Origin of the sequence: Arcobacter arenosus, assembly GCF_005771535.1 — a bacterium.
Taxonomy (GTDB): Bacteria; Campylobacterota; Campylobacteria; order Campylobacterales; family Arcobacteraceae; genus Halarcobacter; species Halarcobacter arenosus.
Window position 1 is genome coordinate 17,903 of record NZ_VANU01000006.1, and the last position, 18,110, is coordinate 36,012.

An 18,110-nucleotide genomic window follows, 5' to 3' on the forward strand; every position below is an offset into this window, starting at 1 on the left:
TTATACCCTTATATCAAGATCAAAACTAGGATTTATAAAATCATTGTTTTGGTTAAACTGGTTCATTTGTTTTTGTTCTTTTGTATCTTCTTTTTTTATATTCACAATTTTAATATTTACAGGTATTAAGTCAACAGAATTTAATGAACTTCTTAATTTTGGAAGAGATTCTTGTAAAGTTTTCTTGAAACTATCTTTAGAAGCATAAATTGTTAAATCTAATTTATTTTTATCATACAAAGCTAAAAGCAGGTTTGTTTCTCCAAACTCCTTTAATGATAAATTGATTTCACAATAAAATTTATCTTCATTGATTTTTTTCATTGAGATTGAACCCTCATCTAACATATCCCATAAAAAAGGTATATATACATTGTTTGAATTAGAAACTAATGATTGCAATTGATGATATTCAATTTGAGTAATAAGTCTATCAATTTGTTTTATAGTCTCTTGGGAATTGGAATCCCCCTTTGAAATTAATTCAGCTTGTACCTGTAAAAGCAAAGCTTTCATATCGTTTTGTATAGGGTTTGATTCTTTTGGTAAAAAATTATTTGGGTTTTGAATTAAATTATTTATAATAGTTTCAAGTTTATGTATAGTCTTATTTATATTTTGATGAAGATTTAAATTTTCACTACTTGAAGAGAGATTTTGTATTGATGTTTTTAAGTTTGTCAAAAGAGAATCTAAATTTGTAGCAAAATTGCTTTGAAAACCACTTTGATTTAAATTAGGTAAATCGATTTTTGTAAAAAGATTTTGTAAATTTAACAATTTATCAATTAGTTGGTTTAATGGTTTTGTATCTATACCTTTTATATTTACTAGTTCTTGTTTTAAAGTTAATAAAGTCTCTAGTGTTTTGGTGTTTATTATCTCTTTATTATTTAACAAATTATTTTCAACTTGTGTATTTGTATTTGCAATTTTTGATTCTACAAGTTGAGCTTGAGAAGATAAGTTTTCAAGCTTTTGAGTTAGATTACTTAAATTTGTAACTTCTTTTGAAGAAATATTTGACAATAGATTTTGTAAATTAGAAACTAAAGTTTTAAGTTCTCCTTGCAAGTTATTAGGAGTAATTGTTTGATTTGAATTTGTTTGTAATATCTTATCAATTAGATTAGTGATATTTTTTGCTTCTAAATTTGGAATATCTTTTATAAGGGTTTTTATTTGTGTTAATAACTCAGCTATGTTTTTAGGTAGATTCCCTTGATTGCCTATTTCTAAATTGATTTGATTTGCAATTTTTGACTCTAAAAAAATACCTGATTTATCAATCATTTGTTTTAATGAATTTTCATCTAAATTTGTAATATTTTTTAATAGTGTATCTATTTGATTAGTAAATTTATCTAAAGAAGGGTTCGTTTTTAATTGGGATAATACTTGTTCAATTGATTTTGAAAAGTTTTGTTCCATTTTAAAAATATTTGTGTCTTTTAAAAAGTTTTGAATACTTACTTGACTTTTATCTGAAGTTTTTAAATTTTCAAAGAGATTTTTTAAAATATCCCCAACTGTAGCAGTTCCATTTTGAAATTTTTGTAAAGTTTGTGCATCAGCATTTTTTAATGTTTCTTTTAAGACTTTATTGTCATTTGGTAGTAAAATATTCAAAAGGTTGTTGTTATTTGAAACTATCATACACAAAGTATACCATAATCAGTTAAATGATTATTATAATAAACTAGTTATTAATTGACTTCAAATTATATTTTTTGTAGAATCACATCACACAAAAAGGAAGTAAATGAGTTATAAAGTTGTAATTCCAATTGATGGTTGTAAAGATGAAACAGAGTTTGAATTAACTAAACTTGATGATTTTTTTTCAGTAATCAAAGGTAATGATACTGGTATAACTCTTAGGTTAATGAGTTTTGGAGCTTTGAAATCTTTAGCTTTTGAACTTCCTGAAGATTTTAAAAATAAACTTGAAATTAAATCTATAGAAGATATTTCTATTTTTTATATTTTTGTTTTACAAACTCAAGTTTCAGAATCTTCTATGAATATCTTCTCACCTGTAATTATAAATGAAAAATCAAAAAAAATGGGTCAAATCCATTTAAATCTAGAAGAGTTAGGACTTGAAAGTCTTAATGATATATTACCAAGTTTATAGTTTTGAATATGCACGAAAAACAATTAAGAATACGATATATTAGAGTTTTAGAAAAGTTTTTTACTAGAACAATCTCTTTATTAAAATTAGAAAATTTTGACAAAGAGCTTTTTAAAGAAAGAACACTGAAAAACTATGAGGATATGAAAAGAGTTAAATCTGTACCTTTGGATTCAAACTATTTAAGGTCTTTAATAGCTTTTATAAATAAAACCCTAAGCTATATAGAAAACTCAAGTGATAGTTTTGAAGATGAAAGGGATACATTATTAAAAGATGCAAACCTTCTACAAAAAGAGAAAAACAAAAGTTCCTACAAAAAAGATAAACACAAAAAAAGTAAATTTGATGATGGATATTGATGTCTGAAGATATTCAAGAAAATGAGAAACTTTTTAATCTATCTGGCGTAATAAAAAAAGTACTATATCAAAATGCAGAAACCAAATATGTTATTGCAGTACTAGAAAATAATCAAAAAATATGTGGAACTTATTTTGATACAGATTTAGAAAAATTAGTAGGGGAAGAGATTTTACTTAAAGGGGATTGGACAACCCATAAAAAATATGGGGTTCAATTTGAATTTCAAACTCTAGAATTAAAAGAAGCAGAGATGTTTTTCTTTTTAACTAAGATTGTTAAAGGGGTTGGTAAAAAATTTGCCCATGAATTATTAGAAAAATATTCTGAAGATAAGCTTGTTGAGATTTTAAATGAAAATCCAAGTGAACTTTTAAAGTTCAAAGGTATTAAAGAAAAAAAGCTAGATAAAATAGTAAGTTCATGGCAAAAATTTAAACACCTAAGGGAACTTGGAAAGTTTTTATCAAAGTTTGGAGTTACTTCAAATCTAATTAATAAAATTTATTCTCATTTTAGTGAAGTTGATAATTTAATTGAAAAAATAGAAAAAAATCCATATCTATTAATACAAATAAAAGGGATTGGATTTAAAAGAGCCGATGAGATAGCAAAATCTTTGGGAATAGATCCTAAAAGTGATTTTAGAATAAATGCATGTATAAACTATACATTAAGAGAATTTTGTGACAATAATGGAAACTCTTCAATAGATAAATCACATCTTTATAAAATTTTAGATGAATCTTTACATTTTAATAATGAAGATATTTTATATGAAAATGTTATTACAAAGATGCTTGTTGAAGAACAAATATTTCAAACAACTCCTAATAGATTATCTCCATCAATGCTTTATAATGCAGAACGAAGAATTTTAGATTTCTTTGAGAGAAGAAAAAATGACTTAAATAGGAAGATAATATCAAGTTTTGATGAATACCTTGAAAAAAAACAAATATCATTAGGTTTTGAATTAAGTACTGAACAAAAAAAAGCAGTTGAATTAATCAATAATGGGAATAAAACACTTTTTTTAATTGGTTATGCAGGAACAGGTAAATCAACATCAAGTAGGGCAGTTTTAGAACTACTTGAAGAGATAGTATCATATGATGATATTATAACTATTGCTTTAAGTGGAATTGCCTCTCAGCGAATCTCTGATACCACGGGATATAATAGTAGTACTATTCAATCACTTTTTGTAAAACATGAGGATAAAGAATTTTTCCCCCATAAGGTTATCTTACTTGATGAAGCATCAATGGTAAACTCTGTTATGTTTTATAATCTTATAAAAAAAATATCAGATGATACAATTTTCATAGTTGTAGGTGATGATGGACAGCTTCCTGCAATTGGGGCAGGAAATATTTTAGCTGATGCTATAAAACATGAATTAGCTCCAATATGCAAACTTACAAAAATATATAGACAAAGCCAAGACCAAGCAATAGCTGTAATTGCAAATGATATTAGAGAAGGGAATATCCCTGAATATGAAAAAGATTATCAAGATTTTAAATTTGTTAACGTATCAATAAATAATTATTATGGAGTAAAAAATTCAAGTACGCAAAATGAATTTTCAAATGTAAGGGCGAATATAAGTGAAAATATTTTAAATACAATTTTAAATATTTCAAGTCATTATATTGAGGGTTTTTATGATTTTATTAAGAAAAAAGATATATCAAAAGCATTGACTTTATTTCAAGTGATTACCCCTATGAAAGCTGGACCTTTGGGGGTTGAAAATTTAAATATGCAATTGCAAACATTATTTAATCATACTAAAGCAAAAGGTTATAAAACTAAGCTTTATGAGTTTAGAATGACTGATAAAGTTATACATATTAAAAATGAAAACATGAAAGCTCAGACTATGAAAATGTATAAATCTGGTTCTAGTGAGTTTTTAGAAAAAAGAGTTTTTAATGGTCAGTTAGGGCTAATAATAAAACTTGATTTTGAAGAAAATAATGTGATTGTTTTATACCCAAATGATGATATGGTAGTTTTCTATGATTTTGATGAATTAACTAATCTTTTATCTTTAGCATATTGCTTAACAATACATAAAACACAAGGAATGGAGTATGAAAATGCTTTGATTCCAATGAGTTTTTCCCACTATATTATGCATAATACAAAGCTCCTTTATACCGCAATTACAAGGGCGAAAAAGATGTGTTTTATCGTTGGTGAAGAGGATGCTTTTAAAAGTGCTTGCAAAAGAATTGAAACAACAAAAAGAGAATCTGTAATCAACGATTTACTTTCAAAATAAAATTAAGCATAAGAATAATTAATTTACCTATTTAAAAGCATTCTTTGAGTATCATATCCAAAATTTTTAAGAGGATAATATTTTATGATTTCTTGGATGCAGAGACACAAAAAATGGCTTGTTATAACAATTTGGATAAGTACTATTGCTTTTGTTGGAGCTGGTTTTGTAGGATGGGGGTCTTATGACTATGGTTCAAAGAGTGGAGCAGTTGCAGTTGTAGGTGATAGAGAAGTAACAGTTAGTGAATACCAAAGGGAATATTCATCACTATACGATCAATATGCAAGAATTTTTGGACAACAGTTTAACCAAGAGATGGCTGATCAATTAAAATTAAAAGAAGCAGCTTACAATATGGTAATTCAAAAAAATCTTATTCTTTCATTTGCAGACGAGATAGGATTAGATGTTACAGATGAAGAAGTTGCAAAAGAGTTAGTTAAAATACCAGCGTTTATAAAAGATGGTAAATTTAATAAAGATACTTACATTACTGTTTTAAATCAAAACAGAACAAATCCAACTGAATTTGAAGCAAATGTAAAAAGAGATTTGTTATTACAAAAAGTTGAAAAAATCTTCAGTGTTAAGGCTAATAAAACTGAATTAGAAAATTTAAACAAATTACTTTTTTCTCAAGATGATATCTCAATTAAAATCTTAAGTTCAAATGATATAAATGTAACAATAAATGAAGATGAATTAAAAAAATATTGGGAAGAGAATAAAGATAATTATAAATCACAAAGTGCAATCTCTTACGAGTATGATGAAGTTTCTTTAATTTCTGGTTCTTATTCTGAGCAAGAGATTACAGAGTATTACAATATGAACAAAACTGATTTGAAAAAAGAAGATGGAAAGATTAAATCATTAGATGAAGCAAAAGATGACATTGTAAAAGCTTTAGATTTAAAAGAAACAAAAAAAGAAGCCTTAAAAAAATATTTAGCAATTAAAAAAGGTGAAGCTTCTTTAACAGCTAAAAATAGAGTTAATGAGATTGCATTAAATTTTGGGGAAGAAAATAATAAAGAGATTCTAGATGCAGTGCCAGGAGATTTATTAAAACCTTTCTTGGTTGATGAGAAATATATCATTGTAAAAATTACAAATAGAATCCCACCTAAAACTTTATCTTTTGAAGATGCAAGAGCTAAAGTTGTTGTTGATTTTGAGGCAATTCAAAAAGCTAAAGGGCTTGATGAACTTGCGAAAAAATCTTTAGAAAATTTTGATGGTAAAAATATTGGTTTAGTTTCAAGGGATTCAGTTGATAAAATTGATGGTCTTGCAAGAGATGAAGCATTAACTTTTTTAAACCAATTATTTTCAACTACACAGAAACAAGGTACAATTTCACTTGGTGAGAAAGTTGTAGTTTATAAAATTAACAGTTCTAAACTAGCTTCTTATGATGCTTCAAAGGATGAAGCTGTTAAAACTACAATGAATAATCTTTATAACCAAGAATTAATGAATAGTTTAGTTAAAAATTTAGAAAATAGATATGAAGTACAATCTTCTGTAACATTCGAGGAGTAATTTTGAATAAAACTCTCTTAGCAATAGATATAGGGTCTTCTTATATAACTGCTGTTATTGCAAAGAATAATTTAGATTATAAAATAAATATTTTAGGAACAGGGTCTTCTAAGAGTGATGGAATTAATAAAGGGGTGATCTCAAATATTGAGGATGCCTCTAACTCTATAAGAGAAGCTGTTTCAATAGCACAAAAAAATACTACAGAACCAATTGAATCTACTGTTGTCTCAATAACAGGTGCATACACAAAATGCATTAGAAGTTCAGGAAGTGTAAATATCCCAAATGGACTTATTACCGAAAATGAGATAAATCAAGTTTTACAAATGGCATTATACAATGCAACAATAATCCCAGAATATGATGTTGTTCATGTTATACCAATCTTCTTTAAAATAGATGATTCAGCTGATGTTGAAAACCCTTTAAATATGAATGGTTCAAGACTTGAAGTTTCAGTATTTGTTGTAACTGCTAAAAAAACAGCTTTAACAAATATCAAATCGGCTATGAAAATGGCAAATCTTTCAGTTACTAACTTTGTTTTAGATCCATATGCTTCTGCTATTGCTGTTCTTGATGAACAGCAAAGAAACTTTGGGGCTACGGTTATTAATATTGGAGCAACAACAACTCAATATGTTTGTTATAAAGGCTCTTCTTTAATTTATAATGGATTTTTACCAGTTGGATCAAATCATATTACAAATGACCTTTCTGTTATGCTACATACCCCACCAGTTGCTGCAGAAAAAATAAAAACTGAATATGGAAATCTATTAAGAAGTCTTGAAGAGATTCAAAATAAAAAGATTAGAACACCAAGAATTGGTGATGAAAAAATCTCTTCTGAAGTTTCTTTAGAGCATGTTCAAACAATTATTCATGCAAGGGTTGAAGAGATTTTAACATTAATAAAAAGTGATCTTAAAAAAAGTGGTATTTATGAAACTTTAGGAACAGGGCTTGTTCTTACTGGTGGAATGAGTAAGCTTGAAGGTATTCAAGAATTAGCAACATTAATTTTTGATAATTTACCGGTAAAAGTTTCTAATCCAGTAAATATTAAAAATGGATATATGAGTTTTGAAGATCAAAAAATGTCAACAATTGTTGGATTACTTTTATATTCTCTTGACCCAAATAGAAATTTTGAATTAGATTCAAATAAAGCATTAATTAAAAAAAGAAAAATTGATGATTTATCAACAGTAAAAATAGAAAGTCAAGATTTAAGTGGTTTAGATTTAAGTACGCCTAAGCCTCAAGTTGCAAAAAAGAATATTAAAAAAGAGGACCCAAAATTAGATGATTCTGGAAAACTACCTACTCTTAACAAAAAAGATAAAAGTAAGGGTGTTAACAAAATTTGGAATGCTATTACGGAGTGGTTCTAATGGATAATAAAAATTTATTTGGAGTGGATGATATCAAAGTGGAAATGCCTAACAAAACCTTATCTGAAAATATAGCAAAAATCTCTGTAATTGGAGTTGGTGGAGGTGGTTGTAATATGATCAACCACATGATTAACGAAGGAACGCATAAAATTGATTTAATTGCAGCAAATACTGACTTGCAAGTTCTTAGAATATCAAAAGCTCCTAAAAAAATTCAATTGGGATTGAAGCTTACTAAAGGTCTTGGTGCTGGAATGAAACCAGAAGTTGGGCGAGATTCAGCAGTTGAAAGTTATGAAGATATCAAAGAATCTTTAAGTGGTGCTGATATTGTATTTATTGCTGCTGGTCTTGGTGGTGGAACTGGTACAGGTGCAGCTGCTATTATTGCTAAAGCGGCAAAAGATATTGGGGCATTAACAGTTTCTGTTGTAACTAAACCATTTACTTGGGAAGGTAAAAAAAGAGCAGGACTTGCAAATCTTGGATTAGAAGAGATTAAAAAAGTATCTGATTCTATTATAGTTGTTCCTAATGATAGACTTTTAGAGATTATTGATGAAAATGTTGGTATGAAAGATGCCTTTAAAATTATTGATAATATTCTTTACCAAGCAGTAAATGGTATGACTGAGGTTATTTTAAATCCAGGAAATTCTGATATTAATACTGACTTTGCCGATGTTCAAACAATTATGCAACATAAAGGTATGGCTTTAATGGGTATAGGAAAAGCCAAAGGTGATCAAGCTGCACAAAGAGCTTTAGAAGATGCAATTGATTCACCACTTTTAGATAAAGTTTCACTTGGTGGTGCAAAGGGTATTTTAATTCACTTTAATACACATCCACAAGTATCTTTATTTGCAATTAATGATGTAATGTCAAGAATTCATGAAACAATTGATTCAAATGCTGAGATTATTTTTGGTACGACTTCTGATAATACTTTAGAACCAGATGAAGTTAAAATCACTATTGTTGCAACTGGATTTGAATCTAAAAATGATGAACCTTATGAAACAAATGTAAATGATGGGGAAAATTCTACAAAACAGACAAATACTAATGATGAGAACTATTTAGATATTCCACCATTAATGAGAGATTACAAAGTACAATTTCAAATCAATAAAGAGTAAATTTAATTTACTCTTTATTCTTCAAAAATCACAATATCATAAGAACTTTTTTTAATAACCAAAGCTTTCGAATTTGGTACAAGACCGAATTTATTTACATCTTTTAATTTAGTTTTATAACTTTCAACTTCTACTTCTAAAGATTCTATTTTTTGATTTAGTTGAAGTATTAAATCAACTCCTGCAAGATTAATTCCCAATTCCCTTGTTAATGTTAATACATATTTAATATGGTCAATATCTTTTTGAGAATATAGTCTAATCTTTCCATTTGTACGAGAGGGTTTAATTAAACCCTCTCTTTCGTATTGTCTTAAAGTTTGTGGATGAATACTTAAAATTTCAGCCACAGCAGAGATTAAATATACAGGTTCATTATAAGCTTTGTTATCCATGATATCTATTCCTTATACTGTTTCTGGTAATTTCTCTTCTAGTGATTTTACCAAATCTTCATCTAAGTCTTCAAGTTTAGGTAAAACAATGTTTGCTTTTAAATATAAGTCACCTTTTGAACCAGCAGCTCTATCTAATACCCCAAGTTCTTTTACTCTAAATTTTTGGTTTTGCTTAGTATTTTGTGGAACTTTTAGTGTAATATCTTTATGGATAGTTTTAATTTGTACTTTTCCACCAAATAAAGCTGTTTTAAGTGGTAAATCAAAAGATTTTGTCAATGTACTACCATCTCTTTCATAATCAGGGCTTGAAGCAACATTAATCTTTATAATTAAATCACCCCTTTGTCCATTATAAGATTTTCCTTTACCCTTTGCTCTTATTTTTTGTCCATTTTTAATACCCTCAGGTATTTTTATATCAAAGGAGTCATTATTTAATGAAATATGTTGTTTCCCACCTAATACTGATACATCAAAGGGGATTGTAATTTGTGCTTGTGTATCTAAATCTGGTTCATTAAAACCTTGATTCCCAAATCCTCCAAATCCACTAAAACCACTTTGTGAAAAACCAGAAGAACCAAATCCAGCTCCCCCTCCAAACATTTGTCTTAAAATCTCATCTAAATCAACATTTTGTCCTTGACCTCTTGCAAAATCATGGAAGTTTTGACCACCAAACATTGAATCACCAAACTGGTCATATTGTTGTTTTTTTTCTGGGTCACTTAAAACCTCATATGCAGCATTTATCTCTTTAAATTTTTCCTCTGCATCTTTATCTTTATTTACATCTGGATGGTATTTTCTTGCTAATTTTCTATATGCTTTTTTTATTTCATCAGCAGATGCTGTATCATTTATTTCTAATGTTTCGTATAAACTTTTTGCCATTTCCTCGTCCTTAAAATAGTCCTTTACTAAAGGATTAAATTATATTTATCTACTTTCTTTTTATCATTGGAGTTAACCAAATTAAAAAGATTATATTTTTAAAATTGTTTTAATTATAATAAATATTATACCATAAACTTGAGTCATTGTCAATCAAGTTGTAAATATTAATTAGCATAGTTGAGTGGTAATAGCTAAACTAAAATTGATACTTTAACACTTTTTAAACCCTTTTTTGCAATCATATAGTTATGTTTACAAAAGATGAATGGACTCAAGAAGAGTTACTTAAAAATACTATTGAATTAGAAAAAGATGGTTATAAAATAGTACTGGTTGATACTATATTAAAGCCATTACCGAATATTGAAACAATCACATATAATCCTTATGAAATGGCTTTAATGGATGAAAAAACTATTTTTGTTTTTTATTGTGATACTGGAAAAACTACAAAAGAAAGATTGAACTTTTACAGAAAAAAACTTCCAAATCATAAATGTTTTAGTTTAAGGGGTGGAAGAGGCTATTGGCGACCAAATTTTCAAATTTTAGAAGAGATACATAAAAATGTCTAAAGAGTATGATTTTATTATTATAGGAGCTGGTATTGCAGGATGTAGTGTTGCTCATTTTTTATCCAAATATTCAGATTCTATTTTACTAATAGATAAAAACCCAGAAGTTGGTTTTGGTGCAAGTGGTGCAGCAGGAGCTTTTTTATCTCCACTACTTGGAAAACCTAATAAGTTTAAAGATTTAGTGACTAATGCTCTGAAATTTTCTGTTTCTTTTTATAAAGAAAACTTTCCTAATGAGATTAATAATTGCGGAGTTGTTAGAATCCCTAAAAATGAAGAAGATAGAGAAAAATTTGAAAGTTATATCCCTTATATGGATTTCCCTTTTAAAGAAGAGGGAGATGGATATTTTTTTGAAATAGGTTCCCATGTAAATTCGCAAAAAATCTGCGAACAACTAGCAAAAGATGTTGAAAAACTTTTGGACTTTGAAGTTTATAGACTAAAAAAAGATGAAGATTTTTGGCTTCTTAATGGAAATATAAAAGGGAAAAATATCATTTTAACTATAGGTGCTGATATTGAATTAATTGAAGAAGAATATTTTAATATAAGAGCAGTTTGGGGACAAAAAATTGATGTATTTACCTCTACAAAAGTTTTAAAAAACTATCACAAGGCTTGTTCTATATCTTTTTCTAAATATGATGAAGAAAAAAAGAAAAATATTGTTTCAATTGGAGCAACACACCATAGACTTGAGTGTAGTGTAAAAGATTGTAATCTTTGTATAAAAGGTGTTAATATCAATAAGTTAACATCACACAACTATAGTCTTGAAAGATGTGAAAATGATACAAAAGAGTTATTAGATAAAGCAAATGATATATTAAAACTTGAAGATGTAGAAGTTCGAAGTTTAAAAGTTGGTGCTAGGGCATCTAGTGTAGATTATTTTCCAATGGTTGGTAAAATAATTGATTCAGAAAAAACTATAGAAAAATATCCCCACTTAAAAAATGGTTCTCATATTAAAAACAATATGCTAATAACAAAAGATAATTTATATGTAATAAATGGCGTTGGGGGCAGGGGATTTGTCTTATCTCCATACTTAGCAAATCTTTTAGTAGAGAATATTTTAAACCAAAAAGATATTCAAGAAGAGATTTTAACTCATAGATTGTTTAAACGTTGGGTTAAAAGAAATCATTAATAAATAATTAATATATTGTTGATACAATCTTAATTCAAATTAAAAAAGAAGGACAAAGATGGGAAATCTATTAAAAGTTGTTTTTTTAGGTGTAGCAGGTTTTGCTTTATTAGTTTTTTTAACAGCAGAAAAACCAAAACAAATCTTAGCAAATGATAATGTTGTTAAAATTGCAAAATATGATTCTATTCCGAGTGAATATGAGCTTGTAGGAAAAGATGGTAAAATTAAAAGAGAAACACTTTTCAAAAAAGGACAAGAGACTTTGATTGTTGTTGGGAATCATGATTCTTTAGCTGTAGTTAAAGAGTTGCCAACTATGTTTAATATTGATTTACCATATGTAATGGTTGCAAATATCTCGAGTGCTCCTTGGTTTGTTAAAAAAATGTTTATTCCAGGAAAACTTGAAGATCTAAATGAAGGAACAAATATTCCTATGATTTATGATTTTGATGGAGATATGGTAAATGCACTTTATGTAACTGATAATGCTAAAACAAAATATGCCGCGTTTCTTTTAAGTAAAGAAGGAACTATTACAAAAATTTATGAAGGAAGTGTTAAAGAAGGGGCTTTAGATGGTTCTATGACAAAAGAAGAGATGAAATCAGCTCTTAAACCACTTTCTGAATTAATCAAAAAGTAAAGAGAATCTTCTCTTTACTTAAAAACCCTAACTAACTAATACTCTAAATCCCCTTTAAATATAAATTTATATACTTTTCTTGATATATATTATCATTTATAAAAGGATTAATAATGAGTAATAATCATTTAATTGAAAAAAATGAACTTTCTGATTTGCTCTTAACAAATATAGAAGATGAAAAAACTTTTAAACAATTAATTTTTAATGGTGCAGATATAAATTACCAAAATAGTTATGGATGGTCTGCTTTTTTTGAATCAATTGTTAAGAAAAATAACAAGAGATTTGAAGATATTATTAGTTTAGGTGTAGATATAAACCAAAGAGACAATGGTGGAAGAAATGGACTCTTTTGGGCAATCCAAACTAATAATAAAGTGGCTTTTGAAGTTTTATTAAAAAAAGAAATTAGCTTAATTGTACATTTAAATAAAAAACTCCATGCACTATTTTATTTAGTTTATAAAGGTAATTTGACACTGATAAAAAAGTTATTAGCTTTTGGTGTTGATATTAATTTAAAAGATCAAGTAGGAGCAAATGCAATTTTTTATGCAATTTTTTACAAGCAAATAAAATTAATAAATTATTTAATTGAAAACAATGCGAATATAAACCAAAAAGATAATTTTGGTAATAGTGCCTTGAGTTTTGCTAAAGAAAATAAGTTAGAAAGCCTATTAATTAGGTAGATAATTGTAAATAGGACAAAACTTGTCTTAATTAAAAAATTTACTATAAATTTATTAATTTTAATTTAAGTTATAGTAGTAAAATAACAGTAATAATATTTTATAAAAGGATTTTAAATGAAACACGAATTAATGAAACTACCATACGAATTAGACGCTTTAGAACCACAAATGTCAAAAGAGACTTTAGAATTTCACTACGGTAAACATCACCAAACATATGTAACAAAATTAAATGGTTTAATTGAAGGTACTGAGTTTGCTGACAAGTCATTAGAAGAGATTATTAAAAGTAGTGAAGGTGGGGTTTTTAATAATGCTGCTCAAGTATTTAACCATGACTTTTTCTGGAATGGTTTAACTCCTGGTGGTTCTTCAATTAGTGATGAAGTTGCAAGTGCTTTAACAGAAGCTTTTGGTTCAGTTGATAAATTTAAAGAAGATTTTACAAATGCTGCTGTTAATAACTTTGGTTCAGGATGGACTTGGTTAGTTAAAGATTCAAGTGGAGCTTTAAAAATTGTTTCAACATCAAATGCAGGAACTCCAATTACTGATGGTTTAACTCCAGTTTTAACTGTTGATGTTTGGGAACATGCATATTATATTGATACAAGAAATGCAAGACCAGTATATTTAGAGAACTTTTGGGCTTTAGTTAACTGGGATTTTGTAGCTGAAAATCTAAAATAAAACTATAATAAAAGAGGGAAACCTCTTTTATTAGAATTTCATAGAAACTAAAAGTTTATTACTTTTTTTCTTTGAGTTATGCTCCATCGTAACAAAAACATTATTGTTTAAATAATTACTTAATAAACTTCCTGTTAATGCACCTAATACATTAAATGCCATATCTTCATTATCAAATTTTTTATCTGTTAATTCTTTTGCAAGACCTGGAATTGAACCAATTGCTGTTCCATATAAAACTTTTTCTGTTTGACTTATTGATTCATAATCATGAATTATAGTTTCTCCAGCATATCCAAAAATTCCAGAAAAACCAAAGTGTTTAATAGAGTTACTATCTGCAGAGAATAACGAAGTTGCAGATATTAGTAATAGAAGAAAAGAGAGTTTTTTCATTTTAAAATCCTTTTATAATTTAGTATGTTATAACACACTAAATTATAAAAAAAGCTTAATTTTAGTTATTTTTTTGTTGCCTCATTAAATTTTCCAACTGCACATGATACAAAACTTTTTGCTGTTGTTGCAGCTTTATCAAATCCACTTAATTCATCAGTTGTTAATGGATATCCTAAACTTCTTAGTTTAGTTTTTAAACTCTCTTCTTGAGTATCTTCAATATCTAATGTAATTTTTCGAGGGTTTACATCTAAGTCAACTTTAACTTCACCAAATTCATTTTTTAATCCATTAATTAAAGTGTTTGCACAACCTCCACATTTTACATTTAACACTTCATATGTTTTTGTCATTTTTTAATCCTTCATTAGAAATATTTTTTTATGATATCATTTTAATATGTAATTAATATTAATTAAAAAATTTCTCTTCAAGTGTATTTGCAAGCTCTTTAACAGAGTTTATAGATTTTTCAAATAGTTCTTTTTGTTCATTATTTAAATTTAATTCAATAATTTTTTCTATACCATTACTTCCTAGCATAACAGGAACTCCACCAACTATATTTTCATAGCCATATTCACCATCTAACATTACTGCACAAGGATATATCTTTCTTTTATTATCTAAAATTGCCTCAACCATCAACGAAGTTGCATGGGCAGGAGCATAATATGCAGAACCTGTCTCCAGAAGCTTTACAATTTGAAGCCCACCATTTTTAGTTTTTTCTACAATATCATTTATATCATTTTTACTTAATATCTCAGGTAAGGCAACACCTGCAACTGTAGAGTAGTTTGGAAGTGGAACCATGTCATCTCCATGTCCACCCATAACTGAAGATTCTATTTGTCCAGCACCATATCCAACTTTTTCAAGAATAAAGTGAGACATTCTTGCACTATCTAAAATTCCAGCCATTCCAATTACCTGATTTCTTGAGAAACCAGATGATTTAATTGCTGTATAAACCATTGCATCAAGGGGATTAGAAACAATTATTAATTTACTTTTTGGAGCATAAATTTTAATATCTTCAATAACACTTGAAACAATTTTTGCATTTGTTAATAGTAAATCGTCTCTACTCATACCTGGTTTTCTTGGAAGTCCAGCAGTTATAACAATAATATCACACCCTTTTAAGTCGACACCTGATTTAGCAGGGGTTACAATAGTATGTGATTTTGCAGCATTTGCACTTTGAGAAATATCTAAAGCCATTGCTTGAACAATATTTTCTCTAATATCTTTTAGAACTATTTTAGAACAAATACCTTTATGAGCAAGAGTGTATGCAAGAGTTGAACCAACATTTCCAACTCCAATAATACCAACTTTTTTATTATCCATAATTATCCTTATTAAAATTAAATAGATTTATATTTATCAAATTAATTTAATTATATCAAATTAATATTTAATATAATTAAATTAATTGTATATTTTATATAAAAAAAGGCAAGACCGAAGTCTTGCCTTTATTCTAACAAATTTAGATAAATTTTTTGGTTACTTTATCCAATAATTGAGTTTAGTGTTTCTGATGGTCTCATAGCTTTAGAAGCTTTTTCTTCATCTGGTAAATAGTATCCACCAATATCAGCAGGTTTACCATGATTTGCAACTAACTCTGCAACAATTTTATCTTCATTTTCAGTTAATGCTTTTGCAATTGGTTCAAACTCAGCTTTAAGTTCTGCATCATCATTTTGTGCTGCTAACTCTTGTGCCCAGTACATTGTTAAGTAGAAGTGTGAACCTCTGTTATCAATTGAACCTAGTTTTCTTGCAGGAGATTTATCATTTAATAAAAATGTTCCTGTTGCTTTATCTAAAGTAGTAGCTAAAACTTGTGCTTTTGCATTATCTTGAGTATTTGCTAAGTGTTCAAATGAAGCAGCTAATGCCATGAATTCACCTAATGAATCCCATCTTAAGTAAGACTCTTCAACAAATTGTTGTACGTGTTTAGGAGCAGAACCACCAGCACCAGTTTCAAATAATCCTCCACCTTGCATTAATGGAACGATTGATAACATTTTTGCAGATGTTCCAAGCTCTAAGATTGGGAAAAGGTCTGTATTGTAATCTCTAAGAACATTACCAGTAACAGAAATAGTATCTTCACCTTTTCTCATTCTCTCAAGAGATTTTTTAGTTGCATCAACAGGAGCCATAATAGAAATATCTAAACCAGTTGTATCATGATCAGGTAAGTATTTATTAACTTTTTTAATCATTTGTGCATCATGTGCTCTGTTTTCATCTAACCAGAAAATAGCTGGTGTATTAGATAATCTAGCTCTAGTAACTGCTAGTTTAATCCAATCTTGGATTGGAGCATCTTTCGCTTGACACATTCTAAAAATATCACCTTCTTGTGCATCAAAACTAAATACAGTTTCACCTGCACTATTTGTAACAACAAATTGTCCATCTTCACTAGCTTGGAAAGTTTTGTCATGTGACCCATACTCTTCTGCTTTTTTAGCCATTAAACCAACATTTGGAACTGTTCCCATAGTTGTTGGGTCTAATTTACCATTTTCTTTACAATCATCAATTACAGCTTGGAAAGATTTTGCATAACATCTATCTGGAATCATTGCTAAAGTATCTTCTTCTTTATCTTCAGCATTCCACATTTTACCACCACCTCTAATCATAGCAGGCATAGAAGCATCAACGATAACATCTGATGGTACGTGTAAGTTTGTAATACCTTTAGCAGAATTTACCATTGCTAATTTTGGTTGTTTAGCATATACTGCATCAATATCAGCTAATATTTCAGCTTTTTTAGCTTCATCAACTTGGTCTAATTTAGAATATAAATCACCTAAACCATTATTAAAGTTAACACCTAATGAATCAAATAACTCACTATGTTTAGCAATTAAATCTTTGAAGTAAACTTTTACTGCATATCCAAACATAATTGGGTCTGAAACTTTCATCATTGTAGCTTTTAAGTGAAGAGATAATAAAACACCTCTTTTTTTAGCTTCATCAATTGCATCTTGGTAAAATTCTTGTAAAGATTTTGCACTCATACAAGTTGCATCAACAATCTCACCAGCTTCTAAAGGTAGAGATTCTTTTAATACTTTTTTCTCACCAGCTTTATTAACAAAAGCAATTTGGAAGTTATCTTCTTTTTCTAAAGTTGTAGATAATTCAGCACCATAGAAATCATTTTCAGTCATGTGAGCTACATCAGTTTTAGAATCTTTTGTCCACTCTCCCATTCTATGTGGGTTGTTTTTAGCATAGTTTTTAACTGCACTTGGAGCTCTTCTATCTGAGTTTCCTTCTCTTAGAACTGGGTTAACAGCACTTCCTAGAATCTTAGAGTATCTAGCAGTAATCTCTTCTGACTCGTCATAGTTAGGTACTTTATAACCTTTTTCTTGTAATTCTGCAATAGCAGCTTTTAATTGTGGAATAGAAGCAGAAATATTTGGAAGTTTTACAATATTTGTACTTGCATATTGTGTCATCTCACCAAGTTCTGCTAGTGCATCACCAATTTTTTGGTCTTCTGTTAGATTTTCAGGGAAGTTTGCAATAATTCTTCCTGCTAACGAAATATCTTTTGATACCATTTCAATACCAGAGCTTTTTGTGAAAGCTTTAATGATTGGTAAAAAAGAATAAGTAGCTAAAGCTGGAGCTTCATCAACTTTTGTATAAATGATTTTTGACATGTTATTTCCTAGTTTGATATTTTGAGTATTGTTATAATAGCCA

The 18,110-nt window shown here is 28.1% G+C and carries 18 protein-coding genes; 11 read left to right on the forward strand and 7 right to left on the reverse strand.

Going from position 1 to position 18,110, the window contains the following annotated elements; translation table 11 throughout:
* Nucleotides 1–1,656 carry a flagellar hook-length control protein FliK gene (locus tag FDK22_RS12895; RefSeq protein ID WP_138153395.1) on the reverse strand — a complete coding sequence of 552 codons (1,656 nt, stop codon included), beginning with the start codon at nucleotides 1,654–1,656 and terminating at the stop codon, nucleotides 1–3.
* 106 nt (nucleotides 1,657–1,762) lie between these two features.
* Between FDK22_RS12895 and fliW the strand changes: the two genes are divergently transcribed.
* The 6 genes from fliW to ftsZ all read left to right on the forward strand — a co-directional run bounded on the left by fliW (nucleotide 1,763) and on the right by ftsZ (nucleotide 8,886).
* Entirely contained in the window at nucleotides 1,763–2,137 is a 375-nt protein-coding gene (fliW, locus tag FDK22_RS12900; RefSeq protein WP_138153396.1) for a flagellar assembly protein FliW, read from the forward strand.
* A gap of 8 nt (nucleotides 2,138–2,145) precedes the next feature.
* Nucleotides 2,146–2,499: a hypothetical protein gene (locus tag FDK22_RS12905; protein WP_228711716.1), complete on the forward strand. Its 354-nt coding sequence runs from the start codon at nucleotides 2,146–2,148 to the stop codon at nucleotides 2,497–2,499.
* Nucleotides 2,499–4,793 (forward strand): SF1B family DNA helicase RecD2, encoded by a 2,295-nt coding sequence (gene recD2, locus FDK22_RS12910; protein WP_228711717.1) that lies wholly within the window; start codon nucleotides 2,499–2,501, stop codon nucleotides 4,791–4,793. The genes FDK22_RS12905 and recD2 overlap by 1 nt, the downstream gene beginning before the upstream one ends.
* An 84-nt stretch (nucleotides 4,794–4,877) precedes the next feature.
* Nucleotides 4,878–6,341: a peptidylprolyl isomerase gene (locus FDK22_RS12915; protein ID WP_138153398.1), complete on the forward strand. Its 1,464-nt coding sequence runs from the start codon at nucleotides 4,878–4,880 to the stop codon at nucleotides 6,339–6,341.
* A 2-nt stretch (nucleotides 6,342–6,343) separates the two neighbouring features.
* On the forward strand, nucleotides 6,344–7,741 hold the full coding sequence (ftsA, locus tag FDK22_RS12920) for a cell division protein FtsA (RefSeq protein WP_138153399.1): 1,398 nt from the start codon (nucleotides 6,344–6,346) through the stop codon (nucleotides 7,739–7,741).
* A complete protein-coding gene (ftsZ, locus tag FDK22_RS12925) occupies nucleotides 7,741–8,886 on the forward strand; it encodes a cell division protein FtsZ (RefSeq protein WP_138153400.1) in 1,146 nt (381 codons plus the stop codon). Before ftsA ends, ftsZ begins: the two co-directional genes overlap by 1 nt.
* 14 nt (nucleotides 8,887–8,900) lie before the next feature.
* Here ftsZ and FDK22_RS12930 read toward each other — a convergent pair whose 3' ends face one another.
* Both FDK22_RS12930 and FDK22_RS12935 read right to left on the reverse strand, forming a co-directional pair.
* Nucleotides 8,901–9,281 carry a heat shock protein transcriptional repressor HspR gene (locus FDK22_RS12930; RefSeq protein ID WP_138153401.1) on the reverse strand — a complete coding sequence of 127 codons (381 nt, stop codon included), beginning with the start codon at nucleotides 9,279–9,281 and terminating at the stop codon, nucleotides 8,901–8,903.
* Nucleotides 9,282–9,293: 12 nt separating this feature from the next.
* Nucleotides 9,294–10,181 carry a DnaJ C-terminal domain-containing protein gene (locus FDK22_RS12935; protein WP_138153402.1) on the reverse strand — a complete coding sequence of 296 codons (888 nt, stop codon included), beginning with the start codon at nucleotides 10,179–10,181 and terminating at the stop codon, nucleotides 9,294–9,296.
* Between the two features lie 251 nt (nucleotides 10,182–10,432).
* On the opposite strand from FDK22_RS12935, the gene FDK22_RS12940 reads away from it, so the two are divergent.
* From FDK22_RS12940 to FDK22_RS12960, 5 genes are all read left to right on the forward strand, one after another.
* A complete protein-coding gene (locus tag FDK22_RS12940; protein ID WP_138153403.1) occupies nucleotides 10,433–10,759 on the forward strand; it encodes a hypothetical protein in 327 nt (108 codons plus the stop codon).
* Nucleotides 10,752–11,918 (forward strand): FAD-dependent oxidoreductase, encoded by a 1,167-nt coding sequence (locus FDK22_RS12945; RefSeq protein ID WP_138153404.1) that lies wholly within the window; start codon nucleotides 10,752–10,754, stop codon nucleotides 11,916–11,918. The genes FDK22_RS12940 and FDK22_RS12945 overlap by 8 nt, the downstream gene beginning before the upstream one ends.
* 58 nt (nucleotides 11,919–11,976) lie before the next feature.
* Nucleotides 11,977–12,567 (forward strand): hypothetical protein, encoded by a 591-nt coding sequence (locus FDK22_RS12950; protein WP_138153405.1) that lies wholly within the window; start codon nucleotides 11,977–11,979, stop codon nucleotides 12,565–12,567.
* A gap of 113 nt (nucleotides 12,568–12,680) precedes the next feature.
* Nucleotides 12,681–13,262, forward strand: a complete 582-nt coding sequence (locus tag FDK22_RS12955; RefSeq protein ID WP_138153406.1) for an ankyrin repeat domain-containing protein — start codon at nucleotides 12,681–12,683, stop codon at nucleotides 13,260–13,262.
* Nucleotides 13,263–13,379: 117 nt separating this feature from the next.
* Nucleotides 13,380–13,955: a superoxide dismutase gene (locus FDK22_RS12960; RefSeq protein ID WP_138153407.1), complete on the forward strand. Its 576-nt coding sequence runs from the start codon at nucleotides 13,380–13,382 to the stop codon at nucleotides 13,953–13,955.
* A 30-nt stretch (nucleotides 13,956–13,985) separates the two neighbouring features.
* Here FDK22_RS12960 and FDK22_RS12965 read toward each other — a convergent pair whose 3' ends face one another.
* The 4 genes from FDK22_RS12965 to FDK22_RS12980 all read right to left on the reverse strand — a co-directional run bounded on the left by FDK22_RS12965 (nucleotide 13,986) and on the right by FDK22_RS12980 (nucleotide 18,067).
* Nucleotides 13,986–14,351: a YfiM family lipoprotein gene (locus FDK22_RS12965; RefSeq protein ID WP_138153408.1), complete on the reverse strand. Its 366-nt coding sequence runs from the start codon at nucleotides 14,349–14,351 to the stop codon at nucleotides 13,986–13,988.
* Between the two features lie 65 nt (nucleotides 14,352–14,416).
* Nucleotides 14,417–14,707 (reverse strand): heavy-metal-associated domain-containing protein, encoded by a 291-nt coding sequence (locus FDK22_RS12970; protein ID WP_138153409.1) that lies wholly within the window; start codon nucleotides 14,705–14,707, stop codon nucleotides 14,417–14,419.
* 58 nt (nucleotides 14,708–14,765) lie between these two features.
* A complete protein-coding gene (locus tag FDK22_RS12975; protein WP_138153410.1) occupies nucleotides 14,766–15,710 on the reverse strand; it encodes a malate dehydrogenase in 945 nt (314 codons plus the stop codon).
* Between the two features lie 164 nt (nucleotides 15,711–15,874).
* Entirely contained in the window at nucleotides 15,875–18,067 is a 2,193-nt protein-coding gene (locus FDK22_RS12980) for an NADP-dependent isocitrate dehydrogenase (RefSeq protein WP_138153411.1), read from the reverse strand.
* Nucleotides 18,068–18,110 lie beyond the last annotated feature (43 nt).

Bases quoted from the DNA above. Each gene is read 5' to 3' on its own strand.
- FDK22_RS12895 (WP_138153395.1), bottom strand. From the start codon at position 1,656: ATGATAGTTTCAAATAACAACAACCTTTTGAATATTTTACTACCAAAT.
- fliW (WP_138153396.1), top strand. From the start codon at position 1,763: ATGAGTTATAAAGTTGTAATTCCAATTGATGGTTGTAAAGATGAAACA.
- FDK22_RS12905 (WP_228711716.1), top strand. From the start codon at position 2,146: ATGCACGAAAAACAATTAAGAATACGATATATTAGAGTTTTAGAAAAG.
- recD2 (WP_228711717.1), top strand. From the start codon at position 2,499: ATGTCTGAAGATATTCAAGAAAATGAGAAACTTTTTAATCTATCTGGC.
- FDK22_RS12915 (WP_138153398.1), top strand. From the start codon at position 4,878: ATGATTTCTTGGATGCAGAGACACAAAAAATGGCTTGTTATAACAATT.
- ftsZ (WP_138153400.1), top strand. From the start codon at position 7,741: ATGGATAATAAAAATTTATTTGGAGTGGATGATATCAAAGTGGAAATG.
- FDK22_RS12930 (WP_138153401.1), bottom strand. From the start codon at position 9,281: ATGGATAACAAAGCTTATAATGAACCTGTATATTTAATCTCTGCTGTG.
- FDK22_RS12935 (WP_138153402.1), bottom strand. From the start codon at position 10,181: ATGGCAAAAAGTTTATACGAAACATTAGAAATAAATGATACAGCATCT.
- FDK22_RS12940 (WP_138153403.1), top strand. From the start codon at position 10,433: ATGTTTACAAAAGATGAATGGACTCAAGAAGAGTTACTTAAAAATACT.
- FDK22_RS12945 (WP_138153404.1), top strand. From the start codon at position 10,752: ATGTCTAAAGAGTATGATTTTATTATTATAGGAGCTGGTATTGCAGGA.
- FDK22_RS12950 (WP_138153405.1), top strand. From the start codon at position 11,977: ATGGGAAATCTATTAAAAGTTGTTTTTTTAGGTGTAGCAGGTTTTGCT.
- FDK22_RS12955 (WP_138153406.1), top strand. From the start codon at position 12,681: ATGAGTAATAATCATTTAATTGAAAAAAATGAACTTTCTGATTTGCTC.
- FDK22_RS12960 (WP_138153407.1), top strand. From the start codon at position 13,380: ATGAAACACGAATTAATGAAACTACCATACGAATTAGACGCTTTAGAA.
- FDK22_RS12965 (WP_138153408.1), bottom strand. From the start codon at position 14,351: ATGAAAAAACTCTCTTTTCTTCTATTACTAATATCTGCAACTTCGTTA.
- FDK22_RS12970 (WP_138153409.1), bottom strand. From the start codon at position 14,707: ATGACAAAAACATATGAAGTGTTAAATGTAAAATGTGGAGGTTGTGCA.
- FDK22_RS12975 (WP_138153410.1), bottom strand. From the start codon at position 15,710: ATGGATAATAAAAAAGTTGGTATTATTGGAGTTGGAAATGTTGGTTCA.
- FDK22_RS12980 (WP_138153411.1), bottom strand. From the start codon at position 18,067: ATGTCAAAAATCATTTATACAAAAGTTGATGAAGCTCCAGCTTTAGCT.